We start from the raw sequence: 15,329 nt of genomic DNA, 5'->3' as shown, positions 1-15,329 counted from the left end.
GTGAAGAGAAAGAGCTGAAAAAGAAAAAACACCTTTACTTTACATTATACTTTTAGTTTTTACTTTGTTATTTGTAATCACTGACTTAATGTTGGGTTATTACATATATGGTATAAATCTGGATTATAATAATCTTTCTCTACTTTTTAGAAATGTGTTTTGTGCATGTATATGGATACCTTACTTTATTGTATCTATTCGGGTTAAAATAATATTTATAAAATAGTTGTTGGGAATAGGTTGTTTTTTAAATAACTTACAACGAATATTTATTAAAAAAAGAAGTTATCTTTGTGGATAATAACGGATTGGCGAATTCAGAGCGAGATCTCATTTTGCGAAAAATGGAATCCTGTCCTGAGTTTTTTACCTGAATAAATCAGCCTCTTATATAAAAGCTTTAATCTCTGTGTATTCACGTTTTTAAATGGTCAGTAAAATAAGTAAAGGAGAGTATTGCCGATAAATGAATTAAACATAGCAGAGAATAGGCCGTTTTTAGCCACTCTGTACCTTTTTTAAATCTGACATTAATGGGGGATATTTTTTTAACCCTTAGCTGACGAATAGCTAAGTTAATCACTGATAAAAAGGCGCTTTCGAACGCTAAAAAAGGGAAATTAAAGTAAAAAGAGAAAGTAAATCATGTTAAAAAGGTGATCGCGAGTAAAACGATTCTCATTTAATAAATGGTTTTCACTGAGCAGTTTTTTTAAATCTAATGGTTTTTCCCATTTTTTAATCCATAGTTAACTTTACCATTTTCATTAAACTGATACTGAGTTTTTTCGTTTTCCCTTTTTCTGTGCTTAATTTTCTATATTTAAAACCAGAGAAGGTAACAGGTATGCGAATAATATTAAGATTAATACCTGTTTTTTTTAATTATTTTTAACGCGACTAAATAAAATTTTTTTATTCTCTTTTCGTTTCTAATCTATTTAACTCAAAGGATTATCGGCTTTCTTTAATGACTGTCTCTGATTTTCCGTAAATTTTTTGCAGTCATACAAAATATTTTATTTGAGCAAATTTGTTTAGTACGGTTAATCCTGTTAAATATTTTGATATAACCTCATACCTTATTATTGGATTAATACTGTTGTTCTGTCATTTAAAACCCGTTTTTACTGGTGTTTTCTCTTCCAATGTTAATAATCGCATCGAGTTTTTTACCCGCTTTAAAAGATCCTTAATCACTTATTTTTATCTTTATTTATTAAAGTTTTCACCTGTTTTTTCATGATACGCTTGCCCTTTTTCCCAGATTTTAAAACCATGCGGACAGATAAAAAACGGTTTTTCTTAACGGCTATTTAATCACTTTCAGATAAGGCATATTTAATCTTACGTGAATGAATGAAAGTTTCTATAATCCTTTGTTTTTAAATGGCACGAAAAAGGATAATCCATATGATTTAACCTGAGCGAGTTGGATTCTGTGGAGTCAATAAAAAGCAATAAACCGCAAGGTTAAAGAAAGTCAAAAACAGTGTTAAAATCCATCCGGTAATAATAAAATGCGATGAAAAGGCGTTTAATGCCCATGCAAACTGCCAGTATAAATTTTTTCGTTTTATTATTGATGAAAACCCGGCGCTAAAAACCAGCAATTTAAGGAGCGTTTAAACGCTCCTTAAAGATATGTTGATGTTATTAAACCAGTTTTAAGTTTCCTGTAATCCTAGTTTTTTCTCCAGATAGTGAATATTGGTGCCACCATTCTGGAAGTTTTCATCATTCATAATCGTCTGCTGAAGCTCGATATTCGTCTTGATGCCATCAATGATCAGTTCTGCCAAGGCATTTTTCATGCGGGCAATGGCGTTATCACGATTTTCACCGTAAGTAATCAGCTTACCAATCATGGAATCATAGTAAGGTGGTACGGTATAGCCGGCATAAATATGCGATTCCCAACGTACGCCAAATCCACCCGCTGAGTGGAAACGGGTAATTTTACCTGGGCTTGGCAGGAAAGTGCGTGGATCTTCGGCGTTGATACGACACTCAATGGCGTGACCACGAACAACAACGTCTTTCTGTTTGATTGAAAGTGGCATACCGGCGGCAATCCGCAATTGCTCTTTAATCAGGTCAACACCGGTAATCATTTCTGTCACTGGATGCTCGACCTGAATACGGGTGTTCATCTCAATGAAATAGAATTCGCCGTTTTCATACAGGAATTCGAAAGTACCGGCGCCGCGATAGCCAATTTCAATACATGCGTTGGAGCAGCGTTCACCAATGCTGCGACGCATTTCTGGCGTGATGCCTGGTGCAGGAGCTTCTTCAACCACTTTCTGGTGACGGCGTTGCATAGAGCAATCACGTTCAGCCAAATAAATGGCTTGACCCTGACCATCGGCCAGTACCTGGATTTCAATATGACGCGGGTTTTCAAGGAATTTTTCCATGTAAACCATATCGTTGTTGAAAGCAGCTTTTGCTTCCGCACGGGTCATATTGATTGATTGTTCCAGATCTTTATCACTGCGGACAACGCGCATACCGCGACCGCCACCGCCACCGGATGCTTTAATGATCACTGGATAGCCGATGCGTTTAGCAATGGCTTTGTTTTTATCTGTGTCATCAGATAACGGACCATCAGAGCCAGGTACACAAGGAACGCCTGCTTTTTTCATCGCACTGATAGCGGAAACCTTATCACCCATCAGGCGGATGGTTTCTGCTTTTGGGCCGATAAAAATAAAGCCGGAACGTTCAACTTGTTCAGCAAAATCTGCGTTTTCAGACAGAAAACCGTAACCGGGATGAACGGCTACTGCACCGGTGATTTCTGCCGCAGAAATAATCGCTGGGATATTCAGATAGCTTTTTGCAGAAGCTGCCGGGCCAATACAGATAGTTTCGTCTGCCAACAGCACGTGTTTTAAGTCACGATCCGCAGATGAATGTACCGCAACAGTTTTTATCCCTAGCTCTTTACAAGCTCGCAGGATACGCAGGGCGATTTCACCACGGTTAGCAATTACAATTTTATCAAGCATGGGAACGCCTCGTTATTCGATGACGACCAATGGCTCGTCAAATTCAACGGCTTGACCGTTTTCCATAAGAATTGCTTTAACTACACCCGCTTTGTCAGCTTCAATCTGGTTCATCATTTTCATGGCTTCAACGATGCAGAGGGTATCACCCACATTGACACGGTCGCCGATGTTGATAAATGGTTTCGCATCCGGGCTAGGCGTACGATAGAAGGTACCTACCATTGGGGAACGAACAACGTGACCATCGATTGCAGCCGATCTGTCGCTGATCGTTTCTGGCAGAGAGCGGGAAAGCGCAACAGCGTCGGCTAACGCAGGTTGTTGTGCTTGAACGGGAATATATTGTTGAGCTGCCGGAAAACTCTGGGGGGCTGCGCGGCTGATGCGCACTGACTCTTCCCCTTCAGAAATTTCCAGTTCAGAAATGCCAGATTCTTCAACCAGCTCGATCAGTTTTTTTATCTTACGAATATCCATGAGTGTGATTCCGTACTCTTCTGTTTCATTTAGTTGACTTTTGACAAGCGGTTTACCGCTGCCTGTAATGCAAAGCTATAGCCATCTACCCCTAAACCGCAGATTACACCAACAGCAAGATCTGAAAGATATGAGTGATGACGAAATGGCTCGCGCGCGTGAACATTGGAGAGGTGGATCTCAATAAATGGGATCTTTACCGTCAACAGTGCATCACGCAGTGCCACGCTGGTATGCGTGAATGCAGCAGGGTTAATTAAAATAAAATCAGTATTACCCTGTGCAGAGTGAATTCTATTTATCAGCTCAAACTCTGCGTTGGATTGCAGGTGACTGAATTTAACCCCTGATTGATGGGCTTCTTCAGACAATTTGCTGACGATATCGTCGAGCGTTAAGTTGCCATAGATATCAGGCTCCCTGGTTCCTAACATATTCAGGTTAGGGCCGTTAAGGAGCAAAATGTGAAATTTGTCTGCCATTGTGCTGGTATCTCCGGCAATTTGTCAACAATTGCCCAACATAATCCTATATTAACGATTTGTCATCTTTTTAAAACAGCCACAAGTTCATTTCGGCGATAAAGCCCGACATTATAATGATATCGTAGCATTTAGCAGCTAAATACTGGTCTTATCAGAGAAAATGTCAAGAATAAAGCCACCGTACTTTAGAGGTTAGTCACAATTCTTAACGAACTCTTACCAATGTACGTCCTGTAACCTGGTTAGCTATCAATTTATTTGCGTATTCCACGGCTTGGTCCAGTGTTATCTCAGTCGTTGCCTGTTGATAAAAAGAAGCAGGTAGCAGCTTTTGCAAGCGTTGCCACACATCAGATCGCTTGGTGGATGGAACTGTGACAGATTCTACGCCTTGCAAACGTATGTTCCGTAAAATAAATGGCATGACTGTTGTTGGCAGATTTGCACTACCGGCGAGCCCACAGGCTGCAACGGTACCGTTATAGTGAGTTTGGGCCAGTATTGTAGCCAGTACATTACCGCCTACAGTATCAATTGCTCCAGCCCAAAGCTGCTTTTCCAATGGGCGGGGCGGTTGGCTAAATTCATTACGTGGCAGAACTTTTTTTGCCCCAAGGGATAACAAATATTCGTGATTTTCCTGTCTGCCGCTAACGGCAACAACAGAATAACCAAGTTGTGAAAGAAGCGCTATCGCAGTACTTCCTACACCCCCGCTGGCGCCGGTTACAATAACATCACCACTTTCTGGCTTAACGCCGCCTTGTTCCAGCGCGATAACACACAGCATCGCGGTAAAGCCGGCAGTACCAAGGATCATTGCCTGCCTGCCATTCAAACCGGTTGGTAAAGGTGTCAGCCATTCTCCTGAAACTCGGGCTTGTTCTGCCAGGCCACCCCAATGATTTTCTCCGACACCCCAGCCGGTTAACAGTACATGCTGACCGATATGAAAACGGGGATCTTCTGTACTGTGTACAATTCCAGAGAAATCAATACCCGGTATCATTGGGAATTGGCGGATAATTTTCCCTTTACCTGTGATGGCTAATGCGTCTTTATAATTTAGGGTTGACCAGTGAATATCGACGGTAACGTCTCCCACGGGAAGGTGAGCAGCATCAACTTCTTCTATGGACGTTGATAGTTGATTCTGTTGTTGCTTAAGTAGCAGAGCTTTCATTAGATGGTTCCGTTCTCTGTAAGTCATTTTGTTATTAAATAAGAATAGATAAAAATTGGCAGTTTACATAAAGAAGATAAGAAAAAATAAAGTGTTGATGGATTATAAAACAAAATCTGTTCGCATTTTTCCTGTGATATCAGTGTTAGGTTTCAGTATATGGCAAGCTATTTTAAAAAGTTCTGTTTTTTTATTATTTTGCAGCAGAAGATACTGTATTTTGGTCGCAATTTATTACATCATTAACTTGTTCGCTATACAGACTGATACTTACAGTTAACTATCGGAAATAGTGAGCAGAAGAGTCGATCGTATGTGAACTTACATGGATAGCTACTGGTCAAAATAGAGATAAGTGGATCGGCTGTGACGGTAACGGTGGTGCTATAACGCTGAATTATGCAAAACGGGGTGGTTCCTGCACTTCGTTATGGAACAATTGGTAAAATTAACCCATTTTTATGCAGTTTTTTTCTGCTCCGTTTGGAAAAAGTAACGTAGAATATTGCGTTGTTGATATGAATAACGTAGCCACTTTTTTATTGAAGCAGGTGCTTATGCGCCTTGTCCCTGCTTCATGTGGTTGGTAGAGTAGACGGGTTTTGTTCCGTCCCCAGCTTGCAGGATTATCCTTTCGCTATGTTTAAAAAATTTCGTGGCATGTTTTCCAACGACTTGTCTATTGACTTGGGTACCGCCAATACCCTTATTTATGTCAAAGGTCAGGGTATTGTATTGAATGAACCTTCTGTAGTCGCAATCCGTCAGGACCGTGCAGGCTCATCGAAAAGTGTTGCTGCCGTTGGGCAGGAAGCAAAGCAAATGCTGGGTCGTACACCGGGTAATATCGCGGCGATTCGTCCGATGAAAGATGGTGTGATTGCCGATTTTTATGTTACAGAGAAAATGCTGCAACACTTTATTAAACAAGTTCATAGCAACAGTTTTATGCGCCCAAGCCCGCGAGTTTTGGTTTGCGTGCCAGTCGGCGCAACTCAGGTTGAACGTCGGGCAATCCGTGAATCCGCGCTCAGTGCCGGAGCCCGCGAAGTGTTTTTGATTGAAGAGCCGATGGCGGCGGCTATCGGTGCTGGTCTGCCTGTTTCTGAAGCAACAGGTTCAATGGTTGTGGATATCGGCGGCGGTACTACAGAAGTCGCGGTTATCTCTCTGAATGGCGTTGTTTATTCATCATCTGTACGCATTGGTGGTGACCGTTTTGATGAGGCTATTATCAACTATGTCCGCCGTAATTATGGTTCGCTAATTGGTGAAGCGACTTCTGAACGAATTAAACATACTATCGGTTCAGCCTATCCTGGCGATGAAATGCTGGAGATTGAAGTTCGTGGTCGTAATTTGGCTGAAGGTGTACCGCGTGGTTTTACCCTTAACTCCAACGAAATTCTTGAAGCTTTGCAAGAGCCGTTAACGGGTATTGTCAGTGCTGTCATGGTCGCTCTTGAGCAGTGCCCGCCAGAATTGGCTTCCGATATTTCAGAACGTGGCATGATCCTGACCGGTGGTGGTGCACTACTGCGTAATCTTGATCGCTTACTGATAGAGGAAACCGGTATTCCGGTCATTGTTGCGGAAGATCCGTTGACATGTGTTGCCCGTGGTGGTGGAAAAGCGCTTGAAATGATCGACATGCATGGTGGTGAGCTCTTCAGCGAGGAGTGAGTATTAACTTGCAAGTGGGGGAGGAATGACGGGTAGATCAGACCTCCTTGCTATTGCTGTCTGGGAATTCCATTGTTTATGAAACAGCACAGTTTGGAATAGCGCAGCTTATGAAGCCAATTTTTAGCAGGGGGCCTTCCCTGCAATTACGACTTTTCTTTGCTGTTATTGTTGCCATTACTCTGGTTGTGGCAGACAGCCGCCTTGATGTTCTCAGTAAAGTCCGTAACTATATGGATACGGTGGTCAGTCCATTTTATTTTCTTGCTAATGGTCCGCGTCAAGTACTTGATGGTGTATCAGAAACGCTCGCCTCCCGTGAACAACTCCAATTGGAAAATCGCGCTTTACGCCAAGAATTATTGATTAAAAACAGTGAGATGTTGTTGTTAGGGCAACTTAAGCAGGAAAATTCCCGCTTGCGTGAACTGTTGGGATCACCTTTGCGTCAGGATGAACACATGATGGTGACACAGGTGATTTCCGGTAAGGCTAATCCTTATAGTGATCAGGTGGTCATTGATAAGGGATCAAGAGAAGGCGTTTATGAAGGGCAACCTGTTATCAGTGATAAAGGTATTGTTGGTCAGGTTGTTGCTGTCAGTCAGTTTACCAGCCGGGTATTACTGATTTGTGATACGACCCATGCTTTGCCAATCCAGGTTTTACGTAATGATATCAGGGCCATTGTTGCGGGTGCAGGCTGTGCTGATGATTTGCAATTTGAGTCATTACCAAGTAATACCGATATTCGGGTTGGGGATGTGCTGGTCACTTCTGGGTTAGGTGGCCGTTTCCCGGAGGGGTATCCGGTAGCTGTGGTATCGTCGGTTAAAGTCGATAATCAGCGGGCCTATACTGTGATTCAGGCTCGGCCAACCGCAGAATTACAGCGTTTGCGTTATTTGCTGTTATTGTGGGGGGCAGATAATAACCCATCCGAACCATTGCCTCCATCAGAAGTTTATCGTGTAGCTAATGAGCGTTTAATGCAGATGATGCCTCAGGTATTGCCACATGCAAATGAAATGGGGCCGCCAGCGCCGTCTTCTGTTTCTGATGAAATAACTCAAACGACAGGAAAAGTGAAAGTTTCTGAACCGGCAGTATCATCTGCTAAATTTATAAATGCGGGAAATCGTTAATGAATCAATACCGGAGTCATGGGCGTTGGATCATTTGGTTATCCTTCTTGATTGCGATGGTGCTGCAAATTATGCCGTGGCCGGAGCAAATTTATATGTACCGGCCTACTTGGTCAGCACTATTACTCATTTACTGGGTGATGGCATTACCTCACAGGGTCAGTGTTGGTACAGGCTTTGTTTTGGGGATGATCATAGACCTGATTCAGGGAGCAACACTGGGTGTTAATGCCTTAGCTTATAGTCTTGTTAGCTATTTGGTGTCATTTAAGTTTCAATTATTCCGTAATATGGCACTTTGGCAGCAGGCTTTGGTCGTCGTTGCTTTATCGGTGCTGATGGATCTCAGTGTTTTTTGGGCAGAGTTTTTGTTATCAAATGTTGCTTTTCATCCAGAAATATTCTGGAACAGTTTGGTCAACGGTATTCTTTGGCCGTGGTTATTCCTGTTAATGCGGAAAATCCGTCGTCAATTTAATGTACATTAGTGGTTGGATCGCGGTTTTTAATGTCCTGTTTATTACAAGAACGGTAAATAAAAAGCCCTAATGAGATAAGTAGTAAGGACAATATCATCATGAAAACCCTCTATCTGGCTTCCGGCTCACCAAGGCGGCGTGAGCTGGTTGAATTATTGGACTTTAAATTTGAAATTCTTTCTCCTCAGGTAAAGGAGCAATGGCAAGAGGGTGAAACTCCGCGTCAGTATGTCAGCCGATTAGCAAAAGATAAATCTCTGGCGGGGGTTGTTATTGCGCCAGAGGATTTTCCCGTGTTGGGAGCGGATACTATTGTTATATTGAATGATAGGATTTTGGAAAAACCCCGCAGTGAACAACATGCTGTTGAAATGCTTAATGCACTTTCCGGGCAGTGTCATCAGGTACTTACCGCGATTGCTTTATCAGATAGTCAGAGTACTTTAAGTGATATAGTCGTTACAGACGTGACCTTTCGCCAATTATCCACGCAGGAAATTTTGGATTATGTAGCAACCGGTGAGCCAATGGATAAAGCGGGTGCTTATGGTATTCAGGGAAAAGCAGGTTGCTTTGTCAAAACGCTGAATGGGAGTTATCACTCAGTAGTTGGTCTGCCATTAGTGGAAACGTATGAATTAATCACAAAGTTTTTCGCGTTGGTTGATGGAAAGAGGAACACATGACAGCAGAGTTATTAGTCAATATAACACCATCAGAAACGCGCGTTGCCTATATTGATGGTGGGATTTTGCAGGAAATCCATGTCGAAAGGGAAGCCAAAAGGGGCATTGTCGGCAATATTTACAAAGGTCGTGTAAGCCGGGTGTTACCAGGGATGCAGGCGGCCTTTGTTGATATTGGGCTGGAAAAAGCGGCTTTTCTTCACGCCTCAGATATTGTGCCTCACACGGAGTGTATTGCCGGTGAAGAACAAAAGAACTTTCATGTCAGAGATATTGCTGAGTTGGTCCGCCAGGGGCAGGATTTGATGGTTCAGGTAGTGAAAGATCCGCTTGGTACTAAAGGTGCCCGGTTAACTACGGATATTACATTACCTTCCCGCTATCTGGTATTTATGCCCGGTGCTTCTCATGTTGGGGTTTCACAACGTATCGAAAGTGAAGAAGAGCGTAATCGCTTGAAAGATATTGTTGCTGAATATTGTGATGAGCATGGTGGTTTCATTATCAGGACGGCTGCCGAGGGAGTTGGCGACGAAGAGTTAGCTCAGGATGCAGCTTTCTTGAAACGATTGTGGAGTAAGGTGATAGAGCGTAAAAAGCGTAATATCACTAAAAATAAACTTTATGGTGAATTGGCTCTGGCTCATCGTATTTTGCGCGATTTCGCCGGAGCTGCTCTTGATCGTATTCGTGTGGATTCTCGTCTGATGTTTAACCAGTTACAGGAATTTATTAGTGAATATATTCCTAAAATGACAGCCAGATTGGAACTTTATAGTGGCAATCAACCTATTTTCGATCTGTTTGATGTAGAAAATGAGATCCAACGGGCGCTCGATCGTAAAGTCGAATTGAAATCAGGTGGTTATCTGATTATTGACCAAACAGAAGCGATGACCACAATTGATATTAATACCGGCGCATTTGTCGGGCATCGTAATCTGGAAGAGACTATCTTTAATACTAATATCGAAGCGACGCAGGCTATTGCCAGGCAATTAAGGCTGCGTAATTTGGGTGGTATTATCATTATTGATTTTATTGATATGAATAGTGAAGATCACCGCCGACGGGTATTGGCTTCTCTCGAACAGGCCTTGAGTAAAGATCGTGTTAAAACAACGATTAATGGTTTTTCACAACTCGGGCTGGTGGAAATGACGCGTAAGCGGACCCGTGAAAGTATTGAGCATATACTCTGCGACGATTGTCCTACCTGTAATGGAAGGGGAACCGTAAAATCTGTTGAAACGGTCTGTTATGAAATTATGCGTGAAATTGTGCGTGTTCACCGGGCAGTTGATGCAGATCGCTTCCTTATCTATGCCTCACCGGCGGTGGTTGAAGCGCTGAGAGGGGAAGAATCTCATGCGCTGGCAGAAGTGGAAATTTTTGTCGGTAAGCAGGTAAAAGTTCAGACAGAACAGCTCTACAGCCAGGAGCAGTTTGACGTAGTTATGATGTAATTGTCTGGTGTGCTGGTATAACAGCGCTGGCAACCAAGGAGATGCGTGTGAGGCGACTGCCGGGAGTATTATTAGCGACAGCCGCAATAGTCATTATTATTATGGCTTTGCTTGTCAGTGGGTTACGTTTTCTGCTGCCGCATATTAATGGCTATCGCCCGCAATTGCTCGCTACAGTTGAGTCAATTGCCGGTGTACCTGTTGATGTTGGATATATTGCTGGAAAATGGGAATCTTTTGGGCCTGTTCTTGAATTACGTGATATTAATGTGAAAACTGCCAGTGCAGATGTGAAGGCAAAAAAAATCACGGTGGCATTGGATATCTGGTTATCTTTGCTGAGAATGCGCTGGAATTTTCGCGATCTGACTTTTTATCAATTACAGGTGGATTACCATCAACCGTTGTTTGATGATCAACGCGGTAATATGTTTTCCCAATCAGATACGTTTTCTAATCTGTTTCTCGAACAATTTGATCATTTTAATCTACAAGATAGCCGCGTTACTTTTCTTACACCCTCCGGTGAACGGGCTGATCTGTTGTTACCACAATTAACCTGGCTGAATAAAAATAACTATCATCGTGCTCAAGGGGAAGTCAGCCTTTCTTCTATTAATAATCAGCATGGGAATGTACAGGTTAAATTTGATTTGCGTGACACTCATGGTGTATTGGATAACGGCACTATTTATTTGCAGGCAGATAATGTTGATATGCATCCGTGGTTGAGTCATTGGTTGCAGGATAATACTGGGCTGAAAGAGGCTGAATTTAGTTTGTCTAGCTGGATTACGCTCAAAGATGGGCGAATTGATGGTGGTCAACTGCAATTACGTCAGGGAGAAGCTAACTGGAAAGTTGCTGACAAATCCCACCGTCTTTCTGTCAGTGATCTGGTATTACGGATGCGCCGTCAGGATAATGGTTGGTTGTTTGATGCGCCTGAATTGGCAAGCCTGGCCACTGACGGTCAGCAATGGCCGTCAGGAAAGGCGTCTGTGCTCTATCTGCCGGAAGCTAAGAAGTATGATGGTAAAGATCACTGGCGTATCCGGGCGGAGAATATTCAACTTGAACGGTTGAGTAGCATTTTACCCACTTTCTCTTTTTTGACTCCTGATGTTGTCAGAGATTGGGAACGTCGCCAGCCGCAAGGATTAGTAAATCATCTCGCTCTCGATATAACACCAGAAATTGCAGATGATTTCCGAATGAGTATGCAATGGCAGGATGTGAGTTGGCAGCGCTGGCAGGGGTTACCTTCTATTGATAATTTCTCTGGTTCTCTCAACGGTAGCTTGCAGCAAGGCGAACTTAGCTTTGCATTGAAAGATAGCGTAGCTGATTATGGGGATGTGTTCCTGGTGCCATTTGAGATATCTCAAAGTCATGGAGAAATATTCTGGCGGCAGGATAAGCGAGGTTTACAACTTTGGAGTCAGGGGTTGGATTTGCAGGCGAAATCATTGTGGGTCAGTGGTGATTTTCGTTATCAACAGCTAAAAGAGCAGCCTCCGGTGCTGAGTGTTCTGGCGGGAGTACGGGTTTATGATGCGGGTGATGCTTGGCGGTATTTTCCTGAGCCTTTGATGGGAACATCTCTGACTGATTATCTGACCGCTTCGATTATTAAAGGGCAAATAGAAAACGCAACTTTTGTTTTTCAAGGCAACCCAAAAGATTTCCCATTTGTAAAGAATGATGGTCAGTTTCAGGTTTTTGCCCCATTACGTCATGCCACTTTCCAGTATCAACCTGATTGGCCGGCGCTGCTGGATCTTAATATTGATCTCAATTTCCATAATAACGGTTTGTGGATGCTGGCTGCGCAAACTGCGCTTGGCAAAGTGAAAGCGAATAAGGTTTCAGCGGTAATTTCTGATTATAGTAGAAAGAAATTGTTAATCGACGCTAATATTCTGGGAGATGGTAAAGATATTCATGAATATTTTACCCGTAGCCCGTTAGCGGATTCTATTGGTGAAACGCTTAATACATTACAGATTGGTGGTCAGGTGGCGGGTAATTTGCATTTGGATATTCCACTCAGTGGCGGCAATGTGGATGCCAGTGGTGAGGTCACTTTAAAAGATAACCATTTGTTGATTAAGCCTCTGGGCAGTGAAATGAAAAATGTCAGTGGCCGGTTCCGTTTTGATAATGGTAATTTACAAAGTGACAAATTATCAGTGCAATGGTTTGGACAGCCTGTTACTGTTGATTTTGCTACCAAGAACTTATCAAAAAACTATCGGGTAGATGTTGGTCTGAATGCTCATTGGGCTGCTGCAAAATTACCTGAACTACCACCAGCAATTGTCAAAGCGCTTTCTGGTTCTGTTGACTGGGAAGGAAAAGTGGGTATTAGTTTACCGTTTCAGGGTAAGGCCCAATATGATGTGAAAATTGACGCTGACTTGTCACAAGTAGATAGCCATTTATCTGTCTTGAGAGCAGATGAACTGCGTAAACTGAAAGCGCTTCATATTCTGGCTGATGGTGATATGGATCAGTTGCGAGTAAAAGGGACGTTAGGTAAGCAGTATGCGTTTAATACTCAATGGAGTTTGGCAGAGAAAAATACTCAACTGTCACGGGGAGTTTTACAAAGTAACAGTGATAAAATTCCTGACTTACCTGAAAAATCATTATTGGAATTGAATCTTCCGGCAATTGAGGGTGAAGAGTGGTTAGGGCTAATTGCGCCTCTGACTTCAAGTTCTTCATTTGCAGGAAGCGCAATGCTGTCACAGCATTTGCGTGTGTCACTTCCGTCACTGGATGTGGGGGGACAGCGTTGGAATCAGTTATCGTTAGATATAGAACAACAGCCCTGGGGAACGCAGATTAGTGCTAATAGTCAGGAAATCAACGGTAAGCTTAATATTCGTAATAGTGGTCCGTGGCAGCTGAATTTGAGCTATCTTTACTATAACCCTCTGCAATATAACCCTCAGCAACCTGAGTCAGATTTATCTAAGCAATCTCAAACAGGTACAACTCAGCGTTATTCGCTGAACCAATGGCCTTCATTAGATATTGTCTGTTCTGAGTGCTGGATTATGGGGGTGAAACTTGGGAAAGTGTCTGGTTCCCTGATACCAGAAGGTAATTCGCTGGTATTAAGAGATGGAATGGTGGACAACAGCGTCGGTAAACTCAATTTGGCTGGTCGTTGGCAAGAAAGTGCTTGGGAGAATAATACTCATATTATGGGGCAATTCTCCGGTGAAAAGTTTGATGAGATGGCATCTTACCTTGGTATTGTCGTGCCAATTGTGAAGTCACCGTTTAACTTCCGTTTTGATTTTAACTGGTTGGATACACCGTGGAAACCCGATTTACGGACACTGAATGGCAATTTTAAAAGCGATTTAGGTAGAGGTGCTATCGAGAAACTGGGAGGGGGAAGTGCCGGTCAGTTACTAAAATTGGTCAGTTTTGATGCTTTGTTGCGTAAATTGCAGCTCGATTTCAGTGATACTTTTAGCCAGGATTTTGAATTTGATTCAATCCGTGGTGATGTTTCAATAAAAAATGGGATACTCAAGACTAAAAATTTACGGATCGATGGACTGATTGCTGATGTGATAACGAAAGGAGAGATTGATCTTGTTCGCCAACAGATCAATATAGAAGCTATCGTCACGCCAGAAATTTCTGCTACTGTCGGTGTAGCAACGGCTTTTGTTATCAATCCGGTAGCAGGTGCCGCACTATTCGCGGCAACCAAGGTCTTGGGGCCGTTATGGAATAAAATATCGGTTATTCGTTACCGGATTACCGGTAATCTTGATCAACCAAAAATTGATGAAGTTCTGCGTCAACTTAAGGAGAATAGAGGAACATGAGAAACGTCAATGTTGCACTCTTGCAGTTATGTAGCGGTGAGAATATCAAACATAATTTGGCGCAAATTGAACAACAAATTAAACAGTTGCCGAATACTATCAAGCTTGTGATGACCCCGGAAAATGCCTTGTTGTTTGCTAATGCTGTCAGTTATCGTCATCATGCGGAACCGCAGGGAAAAGGGCCTTTACAGCAAGCCGTCAGTGAGATCGCACGTCGTTATGGTGTCTGGTTATTAATTGGTTCTATGCCGCTTATCAGCCGTGAAAATCCTGAACGGATCACCAGCAGCAGTCTGTTGTTTGATGATCAGGGTGAAATCCGCGCACGTTACGATAAAATCCATATGTTTGACGTCAATATTGATGATGAACATGGATCATATAATGAATCGTCTGTTTTCCAGCGTGGGGAACATATTACTGTCGTGGATACACCTGTTGGTCGTCTTGGTATGACCATATGCTATGATCTGCGTTTCCCTGGGTTGTTTCAGACATTGCGTGAGCAAGGCGCTGAGTTGATATCTGTTCCTGCGGCATTTACCCGTTTAACAGGAAAAGCACATTGGGAGCCATTGTTACGAGCCCGCGCTATTGAAAATCAGTGTATTCTGTTGGCACCCGCTCAGGTTGGTGTACATGGAACCCGTCAAACATGGGGCCACTCAATGGTCGTAGACGGCTGGGGGAAAGTGATTAAGAAAAATCCAGATGCAGTCAGTGCATTACAACTGAATGTCAGGGTGGATAGCCTGAAGATTATGCGTGAGCAGATGAAAGTGGTGAAACATAACCGCTTCCGGCCGCAGTTGACTTCCCTGATTGAAAAGAATACAGCAAATTAAAGA

11 protein-coding genes and 1 pseudogene are annotated in these 15,329 nt (G+C 42.8%); 8 read left to right on the top strand and 4 right to left on the bottom strand.

Annotated features, from left to right (window positions below; translation table 11 throughout):
- Positions 1-28: 28 nt before the first annotated feature.
- A pseudogene (locus ACGF63_RS19170) lies at positions 29-226 on the top strand (DUF2569 family protein); the annotation flags it as partial.
- A 1,441-nt stretch (positions 227-1,667) separates the two neighbouring features.
- Here the strand turns inward: ACGF63_RS19170 and accC are convergent.
- The 4 genes from accC to ACGF63_RS19150 form a co-directional block, all read right to left on the bottom strand.
- Complete coding sequence (accC, locus tag ACGF63_RS19165) at positions 1,668-3,017, bottom strand: acetyl-CoA carboxylase biotin carboxylase subunit (protein WP_036842093.1); 1,350 nt, start codon at positions 3,015-3,017, stop codon at positions 1,668-1,670.
- A gap of 12 nt (positions 3,018-3,029) precedes the next feature.
- Complete coding sequence (gene accB, locus ACGF63_RS19160; protein ID WP_036842094.1) at positions 3,030-3,497, bottom strand: acetyl-CoA carboxylase biotin carboxyl carrier protein; 468 nt, start codon at positions 3,495-3,497, stop codon at positions 3,030-3,032.
- A 29-nt stretch (positions 3,498-3,526) separates the two neighbouring features.
- Complete coding sequence (gene aroQ, locus ACGF63_RS19155; protein ID WP_036842095.1) at positions 3,527-3,979, bottom strand: type II 3-dehydroquinate dehydratase; 453 nt, start codon at positions 3,977-3,979, stop codon at positions 3,527-3,529.
- Between the two features lie 208 nt (positions 3,980-4,187).
- Positions 4,188-5,165 carry an MDR family oxidoreductase gene (locus ACGF63_RS19150; RefSeq protein ID WP_036842096.1) on the bottom strand — a complete coding sequence of 326 codons (978 nt, stop codon included), beginning with the start codon at positions 5,163-5,165 and terminating at the stop codon, positions 4,188-4,190.
- 639 nt (positions 5,166-5,804) lie between these two features.
- Here ACGF63_RS19150 and mreB point away from each other — a divergent pair.
- The 7 genes from mreB to nit1 all read left to right on the top strand — a co-directional run bounded on the left by mreB (position 5,805) and on the right by nit1 (position 15,326).
- Positions 5,805-6,848 (top strand): rod shape-determining protein MreB, encoded by a 1,044-nt coding sequence (gene mreB, locus ACGF63_RS19145; RefSeq protein WP_036842097.1) that lies wholly within the window; start codon positions 5,805-5,807, stop codon positions 6,846-6,848.
- Positions 6,849-6,958: 110 nt separating this feature from the next.
- Positions 6,959-7,993: a rod shape-determining protein MreC gene (gene mreC / locus ACGF63_RS19140; RefSeq protein WP_387632702.1), complete on the top strand. Its 1,035-nt coding sequence runs from the start codon at positions 6,959-6,961 to the stop codon at positions 7,991-7,993.
- Positions 7,993-8,481, top strand: coding sequence for a rod shape-determining protein MreD (gene mreD, locus ACGF63_RS19135; RefSeq protein ID WP_036842098.1), 489 nt, complete (start codon positions 7,993-7,995; stop codon positions 8,479-8,481). The genes mreC and mreD overlap by 1 nt, the downstream gene beginning before the upstream one ends.
- Before the next feature lie 89 nt (positions 8,482-8,570).
- Positions 8,571-9,158, top strand: coding sequence for a Maf family protein (locus tag ACGF63_RS19130; protein ID WP_387632700.1), 588 nt, complete (start codon positions 8,571-8,573; stop codon positions 9,156-9,158).
- Positions 9,155-10,624, top strand: coding sequence for a ribonuclease G (rng, locus tag ACGF63_RS19125; protein WP_036842101.1), 1,470 nt, complete (start codon positions 9,155-9,157; stop codon positions 10,622-10,624). The genes ACGF63_RS19130 and rng overlap by 4 nt, the downstream gene beginning before the upstream one ends.
- A gap of 47 nt (positions 10,625-10,671) precedes the next feature.
- Positions 10,672-14,478 (top strand): AsmA2 domain-containing protein YhdP, encoded by a 3,807-nt coding sequence (gene yhdP, locus ACGF63_RS19120; protein ID WP_387632698.1) that lies wholly within the window; start codon positions 10,672-10,674, stop codon positions 14,476-14,478.
- Entirely contained in the window at positions 14,475-15,326 is an 852-nt protein-coding gene (gene nit1, locus ACGF63_RS19115) for a deaminated glutathione amidase (RefSeq protein WP_036842103.1), read from the top strand. Before yhdP ends, nit1 begins: the two co-directional genes overlap by 4 nt.
- Positions 15,327-15,329: the final 3 nt, after the last annotated feature.

This window comes from Photorhabdus sp. RM322S (assembly GCF_042879395.1).
In the GTDB taxonomy this organism is placed as follows: Bacteria; Pseudomonadota; Gammaproteobacteria; order Enterobacterales; family Enterobacteriaceae; genus Photorhabdus; species Photorhabdus khanii.
The sequence above is the reverse complement of the archived record's forward strand: the minus strand, read 5'-3'. Positions and strand labels throughout refer to the sequence as shown.

Coding starts and splice junctions, on each gene's coding strand:
- accC (WP_036842093.1), bottom strand. CDS start 3,017: ATGCTTGATAAAATTGTAATTGCTAACCGTGGTGAAATCGCCCTGCGT.
- mreD (WP_036842098.1), top strand. CDS start 7,993: ATGAATCAATACCGGAGTCATGGGCGTTGGATCATTTGGTTATCCTTC.
- ACGF63_RS19150 (WP_036842096.1), bottom strand. CDS start 5,165: ATGAAAGCTCTGCTACTTAAGCAACAACAGAATCAACTATCAACGTCC.
- accB (WP_036842094.1), bottom strand. CDS start 3,497: ATGGATATTCGTAAGATAAAAAAACTGATCGAGCTGGTTGAAGAATCT.
- mreB (WP_036842097.1), top strand. CDS start 5,805: ATGTTTAAAAAATTTCGTGGCATGTTTTCCAACGACTTGTCTATTGAC.
- rng (WP_036842101.1), top strand. CDS start 9,155: ATGACAGCAGAGTTATTAGTCAATATAACACCATCAGAAACGCGCGTT.
- ACGF63_RS19130 (WP_387632700.1), top strand. CDS start 8,571: ATGAAAACCCTCTATCTGGCTTCCGGCTCACCAAGGCGGCGTGAGCTG.
- mreC (WP_387632702.1), top strand. CDS start 6,959: ATGAAGCCAATTTTTAGCAGGGGGCCTTCCCTGCAATTACGACTTTTC.
- nit1 (WP_036842103.1), top strand. CDS start 14,475: ATGAGAAACGTCAATGTTGCACTCTTGCAGTTATGTAGCGGTGAGAAT.
- aroQ (WP_036842095.1), bottom strand. CDS start 3,979: ATGGCAGACAAATTTCACATTTTGCTCCTTAACGGCCCTAACCTGAAT.